At 50.9% G+C, this 20,396-nt stretch carries 19 protein-coding genes and 1 riboswitch; of the genes, 9 read left to right on the forward strand and 10 right to left on the reverse strand.

The window, feature by feature from the left end; genetic code table 11:
• Positions 1–54: 54 nt before the first annotated feature.
• Both QY97_RS14335 and thiT read right to left on the reverse strand, forming a co-directional pair.
• Positions 55–3,843: a dynamin family protein gene (locus QY97_RS14335; protein ID WP_039234611.1), complete on the reverse strand. Its 3,789-nt coding sequence runs from the start codon at positions 3,841–3,843 to the stop codon at positions 55–57.
• A gap of 127 nt (positions 3,844–3,970) precedes the next feature.
• Entirely contained in the window at positions 3,971–4,543 is a 573-nt protein-coding gene (gene thiT / locus QY97_RS14340; RefSeq protein WP_046128764.1) for an energy-coupled thiamine transporter ThiT, read from the reverse strand.
• Between the two features lie 75 nt (positions 4,544–4,618).
• A riboswitch (TPP riboswitch) is annotated at positions 4,619–4,723 on the reverse strand.
• A 119-nt stretch (positions 4,724–4,842) separates the two neighbouring features.
• On the opposite strand from thiT, the gene QY97_RS14345 reads away from it, so the two are divergent.
• From QY97_RS14345 to QY97_RS14355, 3 genes are all read left to right on the forward strand, one after another.
• Entirely contained in the window at positions 4,843–6,444 is a 1,602-nt protein-coding gene (locus tag QY97_RS14345; protein ID WP_039234613.1) for a catalase, read from the forward strand.
• 162 nt (positions 6,445–6,606) lie between these two features.
• Positions 6,607–7,101 (forward strand): L,D-transpeptidase family protein, encoded by a 495-nt coding sequence (locus QY97_RS14350; protein ID WP_039234616.1) that lies wholly within the window; start codon positions 6,607–6,609, stop codon positions 7,099–7,101.
• Positions 7,102–7,163: 62 nt separating this feature from the next.
• Positions 7,164–7,505 carry a DUF3243 domain-containing protein gene (locus tag QY97_RS14355; protein WP_039234619.1) on the forward strand — a complete coding sequence of 114 codons (342 nt, stop codon included), beginning with the start codon at positions 7,164–7,166 and terminating at the stop codon, positions 7,503–7,505.
• A gap of 67 nt (positions 7,506–7,572) precedes the next feature.
• On the opposite strand, the gene QY97_RS14360 is transcribed toward QY97_RS14355, so the two are convergent.
• The 3 genes from QY97_RS14360 to QY97_RS14370 all read right to left on the reverse strand — a co-directional run bounded on the left by QY97_RS14360 (position 7,573) and on the right by QY97_RS14370 (position 11,269).
• Positions 7,573–8,670 carry a branched-chain amino acid aminotransferase gene (locus tag QY97_RS14360; protein ID WP_039234622.1) on the reverse strand — a complete coding sequence of 366 codons (1,098 nt, stop codon included), beginning with the start codon at positions 8,668–8,670 and terminating at the stop codon, positions 7,573–7,575.
• A gap of 152 nt (positions 8,671–8,822) precedes the next feature.
• Positions 8,823–10,340 carry an ABC transporter permease/substrate-binding protein gene (locus tag QY97_RS14365; protein ID WP_039234624.1) on the reverse strand — a complete coding sequence of 506 codons (1,518 nt, stop codon included), beginning with the start codon at positions 10,338–10,340 and terminating at the stop codon, positions 8,823–8,825.
• A gap of 44 nt (positions 10,341–10,384) precedes the next feature.
• Entirely contained in the window at positions 10,385–11,269 is an 885-nt protein-coding gene (locus tag QY97_RS14370; protein ID WP_039234627.1) for an EamA family transporter, read from the reverse strand.
• Between the two features lie 171 nt (positions 11,270–11,440).
• Here QY97_RS14370 and QY97_RS14375 point away from each other — a divergent pair, with 171 nt between their 5' ends.
• The 3 genes from QY97_RS14375 (at position 11,441) to QY97_RS14385 (ending at position 14,815) form a co-directional block, all read left to right on the forward strand.
• Positions 11,441–12,082, forward strand: a complete 642-nt coding sequence (locus QY97_RS14375; protein ID WP_039234628.1) for an NUDIX hydrolase — start codon at positions 11,441–11,443, stop codon at positions 12,080–12,082.
• Positions 12,083–12,434: 352 nt separating this feature from the next.
• Positions 12,435–13,550 carry a glutamate 5-kinase gene (gene proB / locus QY97_RS14380; RefSeq protein WP_039234631.1) on the forward strand — a complete coding sequence of 372 codons (1,116 nt, stop codon included), beginning with the start codon at positions 12,435–12,437 and terminating at the stop codon, positions 13,548–13,550.
• A 23-nt stretch (positions 13,551–13,573) separates the two neighbouring features.
• A complete protein-coding gene (locus tag QY97_RS14385; protein ID WP_039234634.1) occupies positions 13,574–14,815 on the forward strand; it encodes a glutamate-5-semialdehyde dehydrogenase in 1,242 nt (413 codons plus the stop codon).
• A 50-nt stretch (positions 14,816–14,865) separates the two neighbouring features.
• On the opposite strand, the gene QY97_RS14390 is transcribed toward QY97_RS14385, so the two are convergent.
• Positions 14,866–15,198 (reverse strand): hypothetical protein, encoded by a 333-nt coding sequence (locus tag QY97_RS14390; RefSeq protein ID WP_039234637.1) that lies wholly within the window; start codon positions 15,196–15,198, stop codon positions 14,866–14,868.
• A 432-nt stretch (positions 15,199–15,630) separates the two neighbouring features.
• On the opposite strand from QY97_RS14390, the gene QY97_RS14395 reads away from it, so the two are divergent.
• Positions 15,631–15,864 (forward strand): DUF3953 domain-containing protein, encoded by a 234-nt coding sequence (locus QY97_RS14395; RefSeq protein WP_039234639.1) that lies wholly within the window; start codon positions 15,631–15,633, stop codon positions 15,862–15,864.
• A 47-nt stretch (positions 15,865–15,911) separates the two neighbouring features.
• On the opposite strand, the gene QY97_RS14400 is transcribed toward QY97_RS14395, so the two are convergent.
• Positions 15,912–16,568 (reverse strand): hypothetical protein, encoded by a 657-nt coding sequence (locus tag QY97_RS14400; RefSeq protein WP_039234642.1) that lies wholly within the window; start codon positions 16,566–16,568, stop codon positions 15,912–15,914.
• Positions 16,569–16,770: 202 nt separating this feature from the next.
• On the opposite strand from QY97_RS14400, the gene yfkAB reads away from it, so the two are divergent.
• Positions 16,771–17,886, forward strand: coding sequence for a radical SAM/CxCxxxxC motif protein YfkAB (gene yfkAB / locus QY97_RS14405; protein ID WP_039234644.1), 1,116 nt, complete (start codon positions 16,771–16,773; stop codon positions 17,884–17,886).
• 110 nt (positions 17,887–17,996) lie between these two features.
• Here yfkAB and QY97_RS20515 read toward each other — a convergent pair whose 3' ends face one another.
• The gene (locus tag QY97_RS20515; protein WP_039234647.1) at positions 17,997–18,203 is read right to left on the reverse strand and encodes a hypothetical protein; all 207 of its coding nucleotides are present in this window, start codon (positions 18,201–18,203) and stop codon (positions 17,997–17,999) included.
• Between the two features lie 123 nt (positions 18,204–18,326).
• Here QY97_RS20515 and QY97_RS14415 point away from each other — a divergent pair, with 123 nt between their 5' ends.
• Positions 18,327–19,193, forward strand: a complete 867-nt coding sequence (locus QY97_RS14415) for an STAS domain-containing protein (RefSeq protein ID WP_232506319.1) — start codon at positions 18,327–18,329, stop codon at positions 19,191–19,193.
• 116 nt (positions 19,194–19,309) lie between these two features.
• Here the strand turns inward: QY97_RS14415 and QY97_RS20520 are convergent, their stop codons facing one another.
• Entirely contained in the window at positions 19,310–19,453 is a 144-nt protein-coding gene (locus QY97_RS20520) for a hypothetical protein (RefSeq protein WP_157761908.1), read from the reverse strand.
• An 82-nt stretch (positions 19,454–19,535) separates the two neighbouring features.
• The gene (locus QY97_RS14420) at positions 19,536–20,273 is read right to left on the reverse strand and encodes an MFS transporter (RefSeq protein ID WP_052728982.1); all 738 of its coding nucleotides are present in this window, start codon (positions 20,271–20,273) and stop codon (positions 19,536–19,538) included.
• Positions 20,274–20,396: the final 123 nt, after the last annotated feature.

The raw sequence follows: 20,396 nt of genomic DNA on the forward strand, positions 1-20,396 counted from the left end.
GCTTTTTGCCGATAAACTGACAAGCCGCCCCAATGGACGGCTTGAACCAATGAATTACGAATAAATCCCGCTCTCCAAACGAGCCAACAGCTTCTTGTAGCGCTCAGCCCCGCCCGTTTCGGATAACGCCGCGAGCCGGCCGGCCGCCTGTTCGGCCATTTGAGCGGACGCCGCTTCCCGTGTCTTTTCTAACAGCTCCTCGTAAACAGGCACAAGCGCCGTGCTGATCCGTTCCTTCTGCTCCTGCACATAATCAAGCACCGGCGTCATCATGCTTTTCTCAATTTCATCCCGAATCACTTTATTGCCGCCCTCTGCAAAAAACTGCGGCGATGTTTTGTAGTCCTTGAACAAGGCTTGAAACAAGCCGGCATGAATCGCATGAAGCCCTGGCTCGAACGTAAACTCCGGCAGCCCTTTCGCCTCGATTCCCTTTAAATGAACGGACGGCAGCAATTCCCGCGTTTCTTTTTCAAGCAGCTGAACCAAATGGTCGAGGCTTTTTTGGATAAATGTCTGCAGGCGGAAAGCAGACGTTCTCATTTCTCTCGCCATTTCCTCCGCCGTAAAGCGAATCACTTCATTCGTCATCCGGTGCAGTGCGGTGAACATGTCATCAAAGGCGTCAAACGCCGCCGGGCTGAAAATGAGCTTAAACTCGTCGTTGTACCGGTAGAACAAGCGCTGTCTCGCATAGAACAGCAGTTCTTCAATTTCCTCTTCAAACGCTTCCCTTTCGGCTTTAAACGAACGGCTGCCTATATAGCTTAACGCTTCGGCGAGCTGGCGATTCAGCTCTTTGCGATGTCTTTCCTTCGCGGTCTCATCCTCTTCCGCAAGACGAATCCGCCGCTTCAGCTCCATCACTGCCTGCTTCGTATCCGCCTCTGCCTGGCGCAGCACCGAAACGGCTAAGGACTGCTTCGTGAATGGATAAAAGCGCTCCTCGAATAACGAAAATCCTGACAAGTCAAAGGCCTGCTGGGCCGGTACCTCTTCTTCCCCCGTCTTCAGCATCGCGCCGTACCGTTTTTTCTCCTCCTCGGTCATTTTGTCGTGCGCTTTCTTCTTCGCTAACAGCGCCAGATGGCTTGATACCGGGTAAATGCGCGCCTGATGAATCTGGCACTGGATGAGATTTTGCTCTACATGCTGCAGCACGGACAATAGATCCTTTTCGGAGGTGGCCAGATCCGCGGCATTGACGATAAAGAACATGTTGTCTTCTTCTTTAAAGTTCTTCACTTGACCGAGCTGCATTAAAAAGGCACGGTCCGCGCGCGAGAAGGCGTGGTTATAATACGTGACGAACACGACGGAGTCCGCACTCGTCACGTAATTAAACGCCATTTCCGTATGGCGGGCGTTCATCGAGCCGGCTCCTGGTGTATCGACAAGCACCATTCCTTGTTCCGTCACAGGGGCGGAGTAATACAGCTGAATACGCTCGACGAAGCAGGCCTTCTCTTCGACACTGACAAACTCTGTGTACGTGTCGACCATCATGCGTTCCACTTTCCCAAGCCGCGTGCGCATGTAGTTATAGCCGGAAAGCGCCGCACGCAGGAAGGAGAACTGCTCGAGCGGGAGAGCGGCGAGCGGACTAAATAACTCCTCTTCTTCCTTCTCCTCCTGGTCTTGCTCCTTTGCTTCCTGCTTTTTCGCCATCAGCTCGTCATGCTCCTTTAGAAGCGCCGCTAAATGCTCGACGCTAGAAGCGGTCTTTCCGCTGAGCTCGAGCGCCTGGTTAATGTCCTTTAAAAACTGCTCCTCCGTTTTAAACAGCAGCATCACCGTTCCGTGCCCATGCTCCGCGTCCGGTGCGCGGATTTCGTTAATAGCCGCTGTGGTCGGATTCGGGGACACGGGAAGAACCGTCTCTCCAAGCAGGGCATTGGCAAATGACGACTTCCCGGCGCTGAACGCCCCGAATAACGCAATTGTGTACTCGTTCTTTTCCAGGCGGGCAATCCGCTCCCGCAGCTTGTCGATCGTTTGCTCCATGTGCCCCGCTTCCGCAAGCAGGGACGCCTGCCGCTTCACCTCCTGAATGCGCGCCTCTAAGTCAATCGGCTCAAAGGCTTCCGGCTCTCTCTGCCCTATCCACTGCTCAGCCGCCTCCCGGATGGAAATAAAGCGCGGCTTCTCCTTCGCCGCGGACGGCTTTGACTTCTGAAACGCACGGAACGGCCTTTTCTCCACCTTCTCTTGCCCGCGCACCGCCAACGTGTCAAAGATGCGCTCGTACAGCTCTCTTTCCTTTTCCTTCAACGCCTCGCGTTCGGTCCAGGCGCTCATTTTTTCCTCTATCGCTCGTTGCTCCTTCTGAATGGAGATGACCTGCTCCTTGTTGCGTGCCATCGCTTCTTCCTCCAGCGGTTCCACGATATCGGCATACGCCTGCCGGTACAGGCTTTGCAGCTCACGCTCGACGTCCTTGGCGTAATTCAGCACGTAATCACCCGTCAGGTTCGCCCCGCTTTTCACAAGCTTCACTAATAAATCAGGGGAAAAGACGACCTGGCACTTGCGAATGCGTTCTCTTCGCTCCTCCGTGATGACACCGAATTCCGTCAAAAGCCCAATGATTTCCTCCCTTAGCGGAATATCCACGTAAGTCAGCCGGTTTTCATTCAGCGCCTGAAAAAGCTGGTCCAGGCGCCTCTCTTTCTCCTCCTTCGTCTTCTTTCGGGAGAATAAGCCGCGGACCTGGAAGGACAGCTCCCGTGACTCAAGAAATTCCCGCACGAACAGACGTGTATAGTAATCCATCAGCTTCGCATTATGAAACACGTGCGCCACGCGCTGATCGAACATGGAGACGAACGAATGCTGGCGCGCAGCCACCGCCTCCTCCCGCTGCGCAGCCTCTGTCTGCTCCTCCTCCAGCTGGCGGAAGGAAGACACGTACTCCAGCAGCTCGTCGTACCGGTCTATTCTTTTAGCCGACTGCTCCTGCTGCTTTTTCAAAAAGTTCATCGCCAGCATAAGCGATTCCTTCAGGATGTGGGCCGTAATTTGCTGCTGTCGGCTGGCAATGCGGTCCGCCAGCTGCTCCTTTAATTCATCGAGCTGGTTATACGGGTGCCCCGCATCCTTTAATGACGTGAAAAACAATCCGCTGTACGTCAGGTGATGGTCGCTAAGCGCCCCATGGATACGCTTGGCAAACTCGTCGAAAGGAAGCTCGCTCGCAATATGCTTATCAATTTGATTAATAATTAAGTAGTTATCTTTTCCCCGTTCCACGAGCTGCCGGTTAAATTCAAAGTTCTCCGGAGACTGGACATGGTTGTAGTCCATCATGTAAAACACAACGTCTGCCAGGTGAAGCTTCGATACCGCGCTTACCCGGTGGGCGTCATCGGTCGAGTCAATCCCGGGTGTATCGAAGACGGTGACCCCTTCCGGCAGCTGGCCGGTCCGGTGGGAAATTTCGACCTCCTCGACGGTGTTGCCATCGACGCAGTACGCTTGAATATCCTCTAAATTATACGGATACGGAAAGGTTTGAACCGTTCCATCCTTGAAGGTCACTAGCGCGTACGGCTCTCCTTCCTTCACCTTGACGATGTTCGCGCTTGTCGGAATCGGGCTTGACGGCAATAGGTCCTCCCCCATCAATTCATTAATCATGGTGGACTTTCCTGCGGAGAAGTGACCGTAAAACGCAATCACATACTCCATGTTATCCAGCTTCTCAATCAGCTCCATACACGTCTTCGCGCTTTCCCGATCCTCATAATCAATAAATAGCTGATACAGCTCATGAAGCTTCGGCAGCAGCAACCCGCGGGTCGGCCTTTGCTGGGACAGCCATTTCTTTAATGTATCATTCAGCATCCGCTGTCCTCCTCTCTACTCTTTATGGCCTTTTTTCCTTATTGTATCGAAAACGGCATAGGATTTCAGCCTATGAGCGCATAATAAAAAGAACTGCCTCCATACGTGTGAAGGCAGTTCTTCCTTGTTAGTTATTAAAGCTTGCGGAACGATGATTTGCCTGGATCGACTGCTTATAAAAAGTCGGGGCTGTCTTCTTCAAGAAGACGAGCACCGCTGCCGTGATCAGCATTTCCGGCACAAGGTACGAAAGATTGTACACGAGGGAATACAGCGCCACCGGTGTGCCTTCAGGTGCATAGCTTCCAAACCAGATCACCCCGGAAAGGAAATGGCACACAAGGCGCAGCGACGTCCCCAGCAGAAGCCCGCCGAAAATGCGGCCGATCGTCACCGTCTTATGGAAAACGAAGACGCCGCCAAGACCAAGCACCGCGAAGGCCAGCGGATAGTCTAACACAAGCTGGACGGGATGCACGACATACCCGCCTGTCAATAAGCTGACGATACCCACTAAAAGCCCGGTCACAAACCCGGCCTGCCAGCCGCGCCGGAACGCCATAATGAAAATCGGCACCATCACAAGTGAAATGGACCCGCCGAACGCCCAGAGCGCACCGAATTCGATGTAGCTTAATATGACGGACAGCCCCGCCATGATCGCTATTTCGATCATCGTAATTAATCTGTTTCTTTCCATAAAAAAGTCCCCTTTCTTATCCAAAGGGGTGCAAAGATACAATAGCTTGTTCACATTCACGAATCATCAGCTGTTCTCGTATCTGTCACACATTCCCTACGCTGGCATCACCCAGTTCAGGTTCATAGAGTTGAGGATTTCTACCTCTCTCAGTCTAAATAGACACCCCTAGTGGACTTGTATGCTCTCAATATATCACAAAATACTGAAAGTGAGAACCCGTCAAAAAGAAAGGCAGTATAAGGCGGGAAGAATTGGAAAGGATAATCAACGTCATCATGATGCAAGGAGGGAAAATTATGAAAAAAGATGAAAATCAGGACAAACAAAGCAAGCTTGGCACAGGAGAAAAGGAGAACTCCTTAACGAACCGCCAAGGGCACCCCGTGACAGACAACCAAAATGTACGTACGATCGGCAACCGGGGTGCGATGACGCTTGAGAACTATGACTTTTTAGAAAAGATCTCTCACTTCGACCGTGAGCGCATTCCGGAGCGTGTCGTTCATGCGCGCGGAGCCGGGGCGCACGGCTACTTTGAAACGTATGGAAAAGCCGGCGATGAGGATGTCACAAAATATACACGCGCGAAGGTGTTTCAAGGTGCCGGCAAGAAAACGCCGGTATTTGTCCGTTTTTCTACCGTCATCGGCGGGACGGAATCGCCTGAGACCGCCCGTGACCCGAGAGGATTCGCTGTCAAGTTTTATACAGAGGATGGAAACTGGGATCTTGTCGGCAACAACTTAAAAATCTTCTTTATCCGCGATCCGCTGAAGTTCCCTGATATGATCCACGCCTTTAAGCCGGATCCTGTCACGAACGTCACGGATCCTGAAAGAATGTATGATTTCGTGTCGCAGTCTCCGGAGGCCATCCACATGATCACCTTTGTCTTCTCCCCTTGGGGCATTCCGGCCAGCTACCGTGAAATGCAGGGCTCCGGCGTCAATACATATAAGTGGGTTAACGCAGAAGGCAAGGCCGTACTGGTTAAATATCACTGGGAGCCGATTAACAACAAAATTAGAAACTTAACACAGGCAGAGGCTGAAAAAATTCAGGCCAAGAATGTCAGCCATGCGACCCAGGACTTATATGAAGCCATTGACCGCGGCGAATACCCGGAATGGGAGTTAAATGTTCAAATCATGGAGGATGGCGAGCATCCGGAGCTGGACTTCGATCCGCTTGATCCGACGAAGCTTTGGCCAAAAGACCAATTCCCCTTTCTGCCGGTCGGCAAAATGGTGCTGAACAAAAACCCGGAAAACTACTTTGACGAAGTGGAGCAGGCGGCATTTGGAACAGGCGTGCTCGTTGACGGGCTGGACTTCTCGGACGATAAGCTGCTGCAGGGACGCACCTATTCTTATTCGGATACGCAGCGCTATCGCGTCGGCTCCAATTACCTGCATCTGCCAATCAACGAGTCAAAGAAACGCGTAGCGACGCATCAGCACGGCGGCCAAATGAGCTACGGCGCCGAATATGCCAAAGGGAAAAATCCGCATGTCAACTACGAGCCGTCGATCACAGGCGGATTTGAAGAAGCGGAACAAATCGGCCAGGAGCATCAGCCTCATTACAACGACAGGCTGGTGCGCGAAAAAATCAGCCGCCCGAATGACTTCAAGCAAGCCGGTGACACGTACCGCGAATTTGAAGAGTGGGAAAAGGACGAGCTGATCAGCAACCTGGTCGACGCTTTGAGGGTGTGCCGCAAGGAAATTCAGGATACCATGATCGATCACTTTACAAAGGCGGACGAAGAATACGGACGCCGTGTCGCTGAAGGACTTAAGCAGGCTATGCAGGAAACAGAGCATACCGGCAGCGCAGATGCGGATGAAGCCGTCGATGAGGCTAAAAAGCTCGGCGGCGAATCGGATGGTTATTAACCGCGACTTCCCCTCGCTTACATAAGCGGGGGTTTTTTGCATTCCTCTTTCCCCTGCTCACGAAACCATCGTACCTGCCATACACTAAAACGAAGCAGAGCTTTGTGACTATCGCCCGTTCGCTCATTTTTTAATGATTACCGATGAAAGCAGGTGCGTACATTGAATCATACCGTCAAACCCGGCGAAACCTTGTCCTCCATCGCCGCCGATTATCGTGTGTCTGTCAGCCGCCTTCTGGCAGCCAACCCTGGCATCAACCCGAACCTGATTTATCCAGGACAGCGAATCCGCATTCCTGGGCTCCCTTCCCCCTCCTCCAGCCCTTACGACATTCACGTATCACTGTCAAATAGAAGACTGACGTTAAGACGCAACGGTGTGGTCCAGAAAACGTATCCGGTAGGGGTCGGCCGAATGGTCTCCCAGACGCCTGTCGGAGATTTCGTCATCATTAACAAAGCGCCTAATCCTGGTGGCCCGTACGGCACGATGTGGATGAGTTTGTCGAAGCAGCATTACGGCATCCACGGCACGAACGACCCTTCCTCCATTGGGAAGTTCGTCTCCCGAGGGTGCATCCGCATGCACAACCGTGATGTGGAAGAGCTCGCCCGCACCGTTCCAATCGGGACAGCGGTGCACATTCGTCCTTAAAGCCGTAACGTTTGAAAACCCATAAATTCGGGCATAACGAAGAAGAAAAGGAGGAATGGAAAATGACAGAAGAAAATCATGCTCTCCGGAAAGACGGACAGCTGCAGCCCGATAAAGTGGACGATACGCTGGAACGAATGAGCTCTGACCGAATGGACAGCATTTTACAAGATTTTGATTCCTTTAAATCCTATTTAAAACAGCGGTTGGAAGTGGCAGAAAACATCGGCTTGAATGAAGAACAGCTCGCTGTGGTCACAGAGAAAATCGCTGACTATTTAGCCGAGCACGCCGAACCGAAAAACCGTGAAGAAAAGCTGCTTCAGGAATTGTGGAAGGTCGGCACACAGGATCAGCGCCACCATTTAGCCCACATGCTCGTTAGACTGGTGGACCAGCAATAGACCCATCGTCAAACCTCTTGCACATACAAAAAACGCCTGCCGGCCGGCAGGCGTTTCACGTTTGATCTTATTTTACTGGGACAGATTGTTCTTCCACTTCAACAACCCAGTTGAACGGATCTGGCTCCGCTCCTTTTTGGATGCCTGTGATCGTGTCATACAGCTTCTTCGCCGTTGAGCCGATCTCCCCGTTATTAACGACAATCTTTCTGTCCTCCCAGAGGAATTCCCCGATTGGAGAAATAACGGCCGCTGTGCCTGTACCAAACGATTCTTCTAACTGGCCAGACTGGGAAGCTTCGTAGATCTCTTCCATTGATACACGGCGCTCTGTCACTTTCATTCCCCAGTGCTTCAGCATCTCAATCGTAGACTTTCTTGTGATCCCGTCGAGAATGCTGCCGTTCAGCGCTGGCGTCACGATTTCACCATTGATCTTGAAGAAGACGTTCATGCTTCCTACTTCTTCAATGTATTTCTTTTCTACTCCATCGAGCCAAAGCACCTGTGAATACTTCTTCTCATCGGCAACTTCCTGCGCCTTTAAGCTCGACGCATAGTTTCCGCCTGTTTTCGCTTCTCCGGTACCGCCGGCAACCGCGCGTACAAATTTGTTTTCCACTAAAATCTTAACCGGCTTAATGCCTTCCGCATAGTAAGAGCCTACCGGCGACATGATGATGATGAATTTGTAGTTATGGGCTGGAGCAACGCCAAGGAACGGCTCCGTTGAGATAATGAACGGACGGATATAAAGAGACGTTCCTTCTGCGCTCGGTACCCACTCCTTATCTACTGCCACCAATTGTTTCAATGCCTCCAGTGCCAAGTCTTCATCAACGGCAGGAATGCACATCCGGTCGTTGGAGCGGTTTAAGCGCTGGAAGTTTTGCGTCGGACGGAATAATAAAATGCGGTCATCTTCCGTTCTGTAAGCCTTCAGTCCCTCAAACACACTTTGTCCGTAATGAAAGATCATACAAGACGGATCCAATGAAAGCGGTTGGTACGGGACGATGCGGGGATCGTGCCACCCTTTGCCTTCTGTATAATCCATGATAAACATGTGGTCCGTAAAGTGTCTTCCAAACCCTAGCCCGTCCTCGTTCGGTTTAGGCTTTCTTTCGGAAGCAAGCTCCACCTGAATAGTATGTTCTTCTGCCATTTCGCACTATCTCCTTGCTGTGTATAAATTTGATAACTCGTTAGAACTAGTAATGAGTATGTTGATATAGTTTACTATTTTTTCGAATCTTTTAACAATAGTAAATGCAAAATTTATTTTAAAGTATTTCGACTTTTTTGTCCAATTGAATTTCAGGGCAGCAACCCTTGTTCCTTCAGAAACGCACTCGCCACCTCTTCGGCTTTCTTCCCTTCGACGCTGACCTCGTAGTTCATCCCCCGCATTTCTTCATCCGTCACCTTGCCGGCAAGCTGGTTCAATACCGTCTCTAATTCCGGGTATTGCTCTAATGTTTCCCTTCTCAATAGCGGCGCCCCCTGGTACGGCGGGAACAAATGACGGTCATCCTCCAATACAGTCAAGTGGAACCGCTCCAGCTCACTGTCGGTCGAATACGCATCCACGAGATTAATATCGCCCGATGCCACCGCCTGATAGCGAAGCTTCGGCTCCATCGTCTGAACGGAAGGGAAACGAAGCCCGTACAGCTTCTGAATGCCCAGATAGCCGTCTTCCCTGTCAGAGAACTCAAGCGTAAAACCGGCCCTGATGTCTTCTTCCACGCGCGCTAAGTCCGATATCGACTGGACATCGTGCTCCTCAGCGAAGGTCTCTGGTACCGCCAGTGCGTACGTATTGTTGTAGGCCATTGGCTGAAGCATCACGAGATCATACTCCTCCAGCAGCCCTCTTCTCGCCTGCTCGTACACGTCCTCCTGATCCGCGCTCACCGCCTCTTCCTTTAGAAACTCAGAAATCGCCGTACCGGTAAATTCCGGATACAGATCGATTTCTTCTGAACGAAGGGCATTGAACACAAAGGAGGTTTTTCCAAGCCCCGGCTTCAGTTCAACGTCAAGATCAGTTTTCTCTTCAATCAAGAGCTTGTACATGTTCATCAGAATTTCCGGCTCCGCGCCCATCTTTCCGGCAATCACCAAGCTTTCTTCTTCCTTCTCTAAAAGCGCAGGAACAAAGGTCAGCGCGAACAACACCGCTAACGCTGTGCCTGATAGGATGACGGACCGCCGGAAGGACAGCTTCTCCGCCATGCGCAAAAGCACGTCAAAGAAAATCGCTAACAGCGCCGTTGGGATCGCCCCGATAATAATGAGCGGCGCATTGTTGCGGTCAATGCCAAGCAAAATGATATCACCAAGCCCGCCGGCGCCGATTAACGCCGCGAGCGTCGCTGTTCCGACGATTAATACCATCGCTGTCCGTATGCCCGCCATCATGACCGGCATCGCCAGGGGCAGCTCCACCTTTGTAAAGAGCTGCCGGCCGTTCATGCCCATCGCCTGGGCGGACTCGATGACCGCCTCGTCCACACCGGTAATTCCTGTGTATGTATTTCGCAAAATAGGAAGCAGCGCATACGCCACTAAAGCAATGACAGCCGGCACTTTGCCGATGCCAAACAGCGGAATCATTAAGCCAAGCAGCGCCAGCGACGGAATGGTCTGCAGGACGGCTGTGACCCCAATGATGCTTTCGGCTGTCTTCTTGTGCCTCGTCAGCCATATACCGAGCGGCACGGCGATGAGTACCGCAAAAAATAACGCAATGAACGAAAGCTGGATATGCTCAATGAACGCCTGCAGCAAATCCCCTTTTCGCTCATGGAACGTTTGGATAAGTGAATCCACAATCCTCCTCCTTTCTTCCTGTTGACTGTCCGTTTGTCTCTTGTTTACCCATGCGGAGCTTTACTCATTCTGGCTCCGGGAGAAAGAGTCAACAGAACAATGCCAAGAAACAGCAAACCCACGCCTGCCCACGCAGACGGAGGCAGCACTTCCCCGACATAAAACACACCGAGCAGTGCGGCTGTGAGCGGCTCAGCCAGTGACAAGGTCACCGCTGTAGAGGCCGGCACCCCTGTCAGGCCGCGGGAAAATAACAAATACGCCAGGCCCGTTGCCAAGATGCCTACATGCAAGCTAACCATTACCCCGCTCATTTGCGTGATCCACGACAAATCATAGATCCATAGAAACGGCAGCAAAAACAGCGCACTTAAGGAAAAGACAACCGCCACCACTGCTTCGGGCGGCTTCTCAGCAAGCAGCTGTTTCGTTACGAGTGTATAGGCGGCGAAGGTAAAGCCTCCCCCAAGAGCCAGCGCCACTCCGGCCGGCTCAATCACGACCGCCTCCTTGCCGGCAAACAGCAGCAAACAGCCGACAACCGACAAGGCCGTCGCTCCCCACCAGCGGAGAGACGGCTTCTTTCTAAAGAACAGCCATTCCAACAAGCCGGCTAAGACCGGGGCGCTGCCAATCGTGACTACTGTACCGACGGCCACGCCTGTGATCTTCACCGCCGAGAAGAAAAAAGGCTGGAAAAAGGCCATGGCCACCGCTGCGGCCAGCGTGTTCTTCACCGGCCAATTCGTCCAGTCCAGCTTTCTTTGAACGAGGACGATCACTAACAGAAACAAGCCCCCAATCATAATACGCATAGCGGCGACTACGATCGGATGGACCCCGTCCGGCAAAAAGGTCTGCGCGGTTCCCGTCGTTCCCCACAGAATCGCCGCCAGCAGCACAAATAAAGCAGATACGTTTTCTCTCATTTGTCACGTTCCTCTCCCGTATAACGCGTCAGCTTTTCGTTCCTTTCCTATTTTCACATAACTTTCCTGCGATTTGAAGCTTCTCTCAGAGAAGAGCATCTTTTTACACAATTTACCGATGTTGCTTTATACTTGATAGTAAACATACTGTTGAGAAGAGGTGTACACGCCATGGACCTACATGCGTTGCTTAAGCAGTTTCAAAGCCGGACTCCCACTATACTGGGAAGCGAGAATTTTTCCAAATTTGCCGTCCTGCTTCCGCTGATTGAGAAGGATGGAGAGATTCATATATTGTTTGAGGTTCGCTCTCATCACATGCGCCGGCAGCCGGGCGAGGTTTGCTTCCCTGGCGGACGGTTTGACCCCGGGGATGAGGATGAACGCTTCACCGCCATCCGCGAAACGTCGGAGGAGCTGGGCGTTGCTCCATCTGATATTGAACATGTCGTTCCTCTTGACTTTATGCTGTCTTTCAGCCGAATCATTTACCCATTCGCCGGCGTCCTGCCGTCCTCAGCCGAGCTGAACTTAAATCCCGATGAAGTCGCAGAGGTATTTACCGTGCCGCTTCCTTACTTGCTGTCTGTTGAACCGGACTGCTACCCGATCCACTTCAAGGTGGAGCCGGAGGAGGACTTCCCTTATGAGCTCATTAACGGAGGAAAAGAGTACAACTGGCAGACCCGAAAGGTCAATGAATATTTTTACCACTATGAAAACCGCGTCATTTGGGGAATGACCGCCCGAATTTTAAAGCATTTTCTCGATATGGTCAAAAAATCAGCGCCATCCACCCGCTTTTCCTCTTGACAAATCCTTCAAATGATAGATAATTGTGAATAAATTAAGAATACGGATAGAATGAAGGGACTAGTAAACAGGTGAAATGCGATAGAGAGTGGAGTCCACCGGCTGAAAGGCTCCTCGCAGGAAGCGGTTGAACCTGCCCTGATGACTCATTGCTTATGAAAACATAAGCCGTTTTCCCTCGTTACGGGTATGTAAGCGGGCGCTTCCCCTTCGGAGCGTCAATAAAGGTGGTACCGCGGAAAGCATGTCTTCCGTCCTTTTCTAAGGATGGCGGCATGCTTTTTTTGTTATCGAATTCTTACTCATCATCAGCTGACGAAACAGCTACACCACTATAAAGGATGGATCAATCGTGAAGAAATCAAGAATTGTCGTGAAGATCGGCAGCAGTTCGCTCACAGATGAACAAGGAAATATCGTCGAAGCCAAGGTGCAGGATCACGTCAGTGCCATTGCGAGGATGCGCCAGAGCGGGCATGAAGTGATCGTCGTCTCATCCGGCGCCATCGCAGCAGGCTTCCGCTCGCTCGGCTACACCTCCCGCCCGAGAACGGTCGCCGCTAAACAAGCGTCCGCCGCGGTCGGCCAAAGCCTCTTAATCCAGAAGTACATTTCCCTGCTGGCGCCTTACGGCTTAGTCGCCGCCCAAATGCTGTTAACGAAAGAGGATTTCTACAGCCGCGGCCGTTTTTATAATTTTTATACGTCCATGTCGGAGCTTCTGAGAGCCGGCGCCATTCCGATTATCAATGAAAATGATTCAATTTCCATTGAAGAGCTCACTTACGGGGATAACGACATGCTTTCAGCTCTTGTCAGCGGCTTTACCCAGGCCGACGCGTTAATCATTTTGACCGACATTGACGGCTTATACGACAGCAACCCGAATACGAACCCGAAGGCGAAGCGGTTCCACTTCATCCCTGACGTGTCGGAGGAGCTGCTATCATATGCCGGTGACAGCCACACGTCCATCGGCACGGGCGGCATGAGGTCAAAGCTGCTAGCCGCGAGAAAAGCGCTCTCCCTTGGGGTGCCGGCCTTCGTCGGGAACGGTTCAGGCGAGGAGAAGCTGTTGGACATTCTCGAAGGAAAAGGCAGCGGCACGTATATCGGCTCTCCTTTTAAAGGGCACATGCAAATGAAGAAGCAGTGGCTCGCCCATCATGCGAAGGCGAACGGAACGATTACCGTCGACGCAGGAGCCGAACGGGCCATTTTGACAGGTGGAAAAAGCTTGCTGCCGGCTGGCGTGCTAGAAGTAGACGGACTGTTCCATGCAATGGATGTCGTCACGGTCGTCAACGAAAAAGGGGAAACGATCGGGAAAGGGCAAGTCTTTTACTCCTCGATCGATTTGGAGAAGGTAAAAGGCCGCTCGAGTGCAGAGGCGAAAATCTACTCGATCAATGAACGGGCAGAAGTGATTCACCGCGACAATTGGGTCACAATGAATGTCACGATTTAATACAGAGACTGGAGTGAATAGGAATGAGTGAATTAATAGAGAAAGCGAAGCTGTTGAAGAAGGCCGCTTATGAGACAGCGGTTTTGTCAGAGGAAAAGAAAAACGAAGCGCTAGAAGGAATCGCCGAGGCGCTGTTAGCAAATACAGACTACATCCTGCACGAAAACGGAAAGGACATGGAAGCCGGCGTATCAGCAGGTCTCTCCCCTTCCCTTCTCGACCGCCTCAACTTAACAGAGGAGCGCATTCACCAAATCGCCGATGGCGTACGCCAGTTAATTAAGCTGAAGGACCCTGTCGGAGAAACAACCGAACAGTGGACGACCGACAACGGCTTGAACATCGAAACGGTGCGCGTGCCCCTCGGTGTGATCGGTATGGTATATGAAGCACGCCCGAATGTAACGGTAGATGCGGCCGCCTTATGCTTAAAGGCAGGCAACGCGGTGCTTTTGCGGGGCAGCTCATCTGCTTCTCATTCCAACCAGGCGTTAGTCAAAGTCATGAAAGGCGCGCTTACGTCCTCGCCTATTCCGGAAGAAGCCCTGCAGCTGTTAGAGGATACAAGCCGGGAAACCGCTGCTGAGATGTTCCGCCTGAATGATTACTTGGATGTACTAATTCCGCGCGGCGGGGCGGGCCTCATCCAGACCGTGATTAAACAGGCAACGGTTCCTGTACTAGAGACAGGCGTCGGCAACTGTCACGTCTTTATCGATGAAAGCGCCGAGAAAGAGATGGCCATCAACATTGCAATCAATGCTAAGCTGCACCGCCCTTCCGTCTGCAATGCAGCTGAGTCGCTATTGATCCATGAACAGTGGCCTCACAAGGAAGAGCTTCTGCGCCGGCTGCATGAGCATTCCGTCGAGCTGCGCGGTTCCTCCGACCTCGCTTCCGCCTTCTCCTTTGTGAAGCAGGCCGAGGAAGAGGACTGGCATACAGAATTTTTGGCTCCGATCTTCGCTGTCAAAACAGTAGAAGATGTGCAAGGTGCCATCTCTCATATACGGACGTACGGCACGAAGCACTCCGAAGCGATACTTTCCGAAACGCCGGAGAACGTACAGGCCTTCTTCGAGTCGATTGATGCGGCTGTTCTTTACCATAACGCATCTACCCGCTTTACAGACGGTGAGCAATTCGGCTACGGGGCCGAAATCGGCATCAGCACCCAGAAGCTGCATGCACGCGGGCCGATGGGCTTGCGGGCCATCACAACCACGAAGTCTCTCGTCAGAGGAAACGGCCACATTCGGGCATGACAAAACAAACGGCGGCTCTCTCTTTTAGAGGGCGGCCGTTTGTTTTGTCTTTATAGCTCGGAAAAGGCAAGGAGAATGTAGTTGCTCTCCTTCAGCTCGAACCCTTGCTCAATGAGATGCTCCCAAATGTAGCGGTCCAGTGCATACGGGTTCTTCCGCTGAAGCGCTGCCACGATTTCCTTATTAATGGCCAATGAGTAAATATGTTCATCAATAATAAAGGTTGCATGGATTTCTTTTGTATGGCCCCAGTCAAATAGCAGCATCGTTTCATGTTCCCAGTCATGAAACTGGACCTCCATGCAATTCATCACATGATAGAAATAGTTTTCATGATCCAATACCTTCGCAAGGTAGCCTCTTAGCATTCCTGATGTATTCATCTAAGCCCTCCTGAATAAAAGGTTCACCTAATCTATAAATATCTTATTCCCCTTTTTTTGCAGTAATAACAAAGGTTATGGAAAAATAGCGATTCAGCTTGCTCAGACTGCTCACAAACTCGTCTGCCATCTCGTTTGCCTTAGGATGGGCAGCTGTTCAGTCTTCATTCCAGGCGCTTCGCTTTCCGCGGGGCGGGCGGTGAGCCTCCTCAAGCTCCGCTTTGCGGGGTCTCACCTGTCCCGCTCATCCCGCAGGAGTCTCGCGCCTTTCATTCCAACGGGCAGCGATTTGTAACATTCGGATAACTGTACGGTCTTCACATACCGAAAGAGTCGACACGCTTTCAAACAACCATTCTCTCTTCCCCTCTCTTGGCACCGCTCCTCAAGTCTGTTACCCTTTCGTATAGGTGAACGAGAGGAGAGAAATGGATGAAAACGTTGAAATTTACGCTGGCCATCCTCGTGATCGCTTTATCAGCCTACAACCTAGCCGCTCCGGCTTCCTTCTATGCCCCCTTGTCTCTGCTTCTTTTAAGCGGCCTTCTAGTCATTCTTGGGACAGAGGAGCTTCAAAAAGACCGAAAAAGCGGGCTAGGCTATACCATTCAGGTAACTGCTGTCTTTTGTTTGGCCACAGCCATCTACACGCTGCTCGGTAACTAAAAAAGGATAAGAAAAGCGCCTGTCCGCTTTCCCTACCCTTATAAGTGTTATTTCAATTCTTGGATCGTCATTTGCTCGCCTTCTGTTGTGTACGTGAAGTTGACTTCCGTGCCAGCTTCCATTTCAGTGAACTTGTTCATCTCTTCACTGTCTGGAGCAACCTGGAAGGCACGCGGCTGCCCGTCCACTTCGATTTCAACCGTATGCGGGTCGGCTACGCCGTTAAACGTGCCCGATGCTTCTGTAGCTCCTGCAGTTGGCTCTTCAGCTGGCTCTCCACCTGTCTCCTGCTCTGTGGATGTCTCCTCTTCGTTAGATGGTGCCGCACTAGTCGGCTCCTCATCCGCTGGATCTTTCTCTTCAGGAGTAGGCTCTTCTGTCTCTGGCTCCTGCATTTCTACATTATCCTGCTCTTTTCCTGTACCTTCTCTAAGGTCAGGAGCCTTTTGCCCTTGATTGCCTTCATCTACCGGCTCCTCAGGAATTCCTTCTTCTGTAGGCTCCGTGTCTGTTCCGTTTTCATTCGTTGTGCCATTTTCTTCAGTGGTGGTTTGATCTTCAGTTGTTTGATCCTGCTGATCGGTAGTTGTTTCCTCTTCAGCCGGCTCTTGATTCTCCTGCTCCGTCGTGTCGTTTCCGCCGCATCCGGCCAGCACGCCTCCGGCAAGCAAAGCAGCTCCAAGTGTTAATGACCATTTTTTCATTCGTCTCTCTCCTTTCGCTTACTCATCTTACCGCCTACATTGTAACACATCTGGAATTTTCCGCTAACTAAATATCCCTTCTCCTTCAAAAAATGAGACGGAAGGTGGAGTCTACCTAAAAAACTCCCAATTTTTCGGTTCAGTTGCCAGAAAAAAGCGATATAATGTAACATTGTATACAGAAAGAAGTGAGGGATTAACTATGAAATTAGACATTCATCCTGCGTTTGATCCGTGGGAATCTTATGTAGACATTGAACAAACGGGCCGTTTGCAGCTTTCTAATGTGGAATTTACGACCACTACCTTATGCAACATGCGATGTGCCCATTGTGCAGTAGGCTATACTCTGCAAACAAAAGACCCGGATGCGCTGCCGTTTGATTTGCTGAAGCAGCGGCTTGATGAAGTGCCCCACTTACGGGCGCTCAGCATCACCGGCGGCGAGCCCATGCTGTCGAAAGCGTCCGTCCGCAATTACGTGTTACCACTTTTAAAGTATGCCCACGAGCGGGGCGTTTATACACAGCTGAACTCGAATTTAACGCTCGATCTTTCCCGTTATGAAGAGATCGCGCCTTACCTGGACGTGCTGCATATTTCCCATAACTGGGGAACGGTTGAGCAGTTTGCGGAGATCGGATTTGCGAATATGGAACGAAAGCCTACATTTAAGCAAAGGGAAGCGCTGTTTGAGCGAATGATTGAAAACAGCCGTGCCCTGTCACAAATGGGCGTCATGGTGTCAGCGGAAACCATGCTGAACAAGAGCACGCTGCCGTACCTGGAGAAAATTCACCGGGAAGTTACTGAAGACATGGCTTGTGCGAGGCATGAGGTGCACCCTATGTACCCAAGCGATTTTGCTAGCGCACTGGAGACGCTTTCTCTGGATGACACAAGAAAAGCGATTCATCACCTGCTCGACATCCGCAACAAGGACGTATGGATGCTGTTTGGTACGCTGCCGTTCTACGCTTGCAGCCGAAGAGAAGAAGACCAGGAGCTGCTTGAGCGCCTTCGCCGTGAACCAAACGTGACGATGCGAAATGACCCCGACGGCCGCTCCCGGCTCAATGTCAACATTTTCAACGGTGACATTATCGTGACCGATTTCGCCGACGCTCCTGCGTTAGGCAACATTCAGACGACGACGCTAGAGGAAGCTTACCACACGTGGAACGAGTCGAAGCTTGCCGCGAGCCTCAACTGTCATTGCCCAAGCGTCCAGTGCCTTGGCCCAAATATTCTCGTTAAAAACGCCTATTACAAGGATGTCGACTTCACGAACAAGCAGGCCGCCGTGAGCGGAAAGTAACCTGACCTTGTATGGAGCCATATCTATGAGGAAAAGCCGGCTTGATGACAAGCCGGCTTTCATATGTCGACAAAAAGACAGGATATAAAGATCGTGCCGCTATCCAAGCTTTATAAACGGCTGCCCGTTGGAATGGAAGGCGCGCGAGACTCCTGCGGGATGAGCGGGACAGGTGAGACCCCGCAAAGCGAAGCTTGAGGAGGCTCGCCGCCCGCCCCGCGGAAAGCGAAGCGCCTGGAATGGAAACCGGCAGCCCCACCTGAAAGCAGCAGACGGGTTTGTCTACAATCTGAAGCTGGCTTTTCTTCATAAATCAAGTGTCTCCTCCCCACAGACAGCTTTTAATTACTTCTTATTGAACGTTTTATGATATAACTAACATGAGAGAATCCAAGAATGCGAAATAAACACTTAAAATCATGCTGCAGGGGGAAAAAGGGATGTCAATTACAGAACAAAACACCCAGAAAGAAATATACAAAAATGACGAATTGTATAAATTTTTATCTTCTAAAACGTGGGAACTCACTGAGAAGTGGTATGCCTCGGTAGATAAAAGCAGTGCGTCAGGTGTCTATTCATCCGATGATCCGGACATTATCACTCAAGTGAAAGAACAAAACCATAAGTTTCACGAGCAGTTTTCTAAGCTGTTCTGCAAGCACCATCCGAATTTCTTCCGGGAGCTGGAGGACTGGGTCTTAACGGTCGCAAAGGACGAAGAGCATTTACGGACGCCTTTTCATTCGATTTTGCAGGAGTTCTTTAATACGCAGGAGCAGTATTTAGACATCATTGAGGAATTTATTCGCTTGCACCGGGACGAATACTCGGAAGAGGTAAAAGCTAGCTGGAGACGAGCGGTGACACAGGCGATGGGTAAAATCATTACATGGTTTGCGCGGGAGCACCATAAATACGCGGAATCGAAATTAAAGGCCCAGCAGGAGATGATTAACGAATTAAGCACACCTGTCATCACCTTGACCGATGACCTGGGCCTGCTGCCGCTTGTCGGAGACATCGATACAGCAAGAGCGCAGCTCCTGCTTGAATCTGCCTTAGAACAATGCGCCGAAAAGGGCATAAGCACCCTGTTTATTGATTTATCAGGCGTAGTGATGATTGATACGATGGTGGCCCAGCGCCTCTTCCATCTCGTCGACGCCTTAAAGCTGATCGGCATCAAGGCTGTCATTTCCGGCATCCGACCTGAAATCGCTCAAGTCGCCGTTCAGCTTGGCCTGAACTTCAGCGAGGTTTCCACGACCTCTACATTGAAGCAAACCATCAAGCAGCATTTTTAAATTCTATTCTTTACCTATTGTAAGCCCCTTGTCTCCTCAAGGGGCTTACCGTTCGTTGCCCCAGGCGACTAAACCACCTGAGTCTTCCTGTTTTCTATTCTTCTCCCCTTCTCGATTCAGTAAACGAACAGCTTCACCTTCGCTTTTTTCTTACAGAAATGACAAGGCACCTCAACAAACTCCGGCAGCTTTCGGGCGTGAGGAATAGGGAACGTTAGAAGACCTTCCTTCACATGATTACGGCAAACGACCACGTTCATGGAAAACTCTCCTTCTCGTGAATGATTATAAATATGGGAAATGACTTGCTTATTACATGTTATTTGTCTGGGAACCATGATATTACTCCACGGCTTTTGCTGGCCTCTCCTGGACGGCAAAAGCCGTGGAACGTTCCCGTTTTATGTGAAGTATTTTTCTAGATAAAACGCCGAGTGTGATGATGAGAATCGCACCGAAGGCAATAATGCCGCCATTAAACATAAACAACTGGCTTAATGTTAATTGGGCCATGAGTACACCGCCGACAATCGGTCCAAAAATCGAGCCGATTTTGGCAATTCCCATAGCTGTTCCATTCCCTTTGCTGCGAAAAGAAGTTGGGTAGAACATAGGGGTCGAGATGGTTAAAATCCCTTGGGCGCCGATCACAAAAAAACCAGCTAAAGCGACTAGCATAGTTAACATCATTCCTTCTATCGGCAAACCAAGCAGCAACATAACGATGCACCCGCCAATAGGGAAAGCTGAACAAGCGACCATGCCGTATTTGTCCAAAATCCAGCCGACAACCGGTCCTCCTAAAATGCCGGCAATGTGAAAAACAGATGTGGTCACGGATGCTTCTGCTAATGTAAGCCCAGATGATGTTAACAGCTGCGGCATCCAGCTGTTTAACAAATAGACAACGAAGGAAGAGATGATCGAAACGATCCAAATGATCGGTGTCACCAGGCGCAGAGGACCGGCAAATAGCACTTTTGATGTAAACTTCCCCTCCTCCCTTTCCACCTTGTCTACTATAAACTCAGCATCTGGATGAACCTTCAGCTCGGGTTTTAACAGACGGATTAACTGCATAATCTGCGCTCTGCTCTTATTTTTCACAACTAGGGGTAGCAACAGCGTAGCTGTCATTACCCGCAATAAACTGTATTAAATTGGGAAATTCTTAATGGCGTCATTATAATGATTTTGGGCTTC

Source organism: Bacillus thermotolerans, assembly GCF_000812025.2.
GTDB lineage: Bacteria > Bacillota > Bacilli > Bacillales > Domibacillaceae > Quasibacillus > Quasibacillus thermotolerans.

Bases quoted from the DNA above. Each gene is read 5' to 3' on its own strand.
- QY97_RS14395 (WP_039234639.1), top strand. From the start codon at position 15,631: ATGAAAACGTTGAAATTTACGCTGGCCATCCTCGTGATCGCTTTATCA.
- yfkAB (WP_039234644.1), top strand. From the start codon at position 16,771: ATGAAATTAGACATTCATCCTGCGTTTGATCCGTGGGAATCTTATGTA.
- QY97_RS14415 (WP_232506319.1), top strand. From the start codon at position 18,327: ATGTCAATTACAGAACAAAACACCCAGAAAGAAATATACAAAAATGAC.
- QY97_RS14360 (WP_039234622.1), bottom strand. From the start codon at position 8,670: ATGGCAGAAGAACATACTATTCAGGTGGAGCTTGCTTCCGAAAGAAAG.
- QY97_RS14390 (WP_039234637.1), bottom strand. From the start codon at position 15,198: ATGAATACATCAGGAATGCTAAGAGGCTACCTTGCGAAGGTATTGGAT.
- QY97_RS14375 (WP_039234628.1), top strand. From the start codon at position 11,441: ATGGACCTACATGCGTTGCTTAAGCAGTTTCAAAGCCGGACTCCCACT.
- QY97_RS14420 (WP_052728982.1), bottom strand. From the start codon at position 20,273: ATGCAGTTAATCCGTCTGTTAAAACCCGAGCTGAAGGTTCATCCAGAT.
- QY97_RS14370 (WP_039234627.1), bottom strand. From the start codon at position 11,269: ATGAGAGAAAACGTATCTGCTTTATTTGTGCTGCTGGCGGCGATTCTG.
- QY97_RS14385 (WP_039234634.1), top strand. From the start codon at position 13,574: ATGAGTGAATTAATAGAGAAAGCGAAGCTGTTGAAGAAGGCCGCTTAT.
- QY97_RS14335 (WP_039234611.1), bottom strand. From the start codon at position 3,843: ATGCTGAATGATACATTAAAGAAATGGCTGTCCCAGCAAAGGCCGACC.
- QY97_RS14345 (WP_039234613.1), top strand. From the start codon at position 4,843: ATGAAAAAAGATGAAAATCAGGACAAACAAAGCAAGCTTGGCACAGGA.
- QY97_RS20520 (WP_157761908.1), bottom strand. From the start codon at position 19,453: ATGAACGTGGTCGTTTGCCGTAATCATGTGAAGGAAGGTCTTCTAACG.
- thiT (WP_046128764.1), bottom strand. From the start codon at position 4,543: ATGGAAAGAAACAGATTAATTACGATGATCGAAATAGCGATCATGGCG.
- QY97_RS14400 (WP_039234642.1), bottom strand. From the start codon at position 16,568: ATGAAAAAATGGTCATTAACACTTGGAGCTGCTTTGCTTGCCGGAGGC.
- QY97_RS14355 (WP_039234619.1), top strand. From the start codon at position 7,164: ATGACAGAAGAAAATCATGCTCTCCGGAAAGACGGACAGCTGCAGCCC.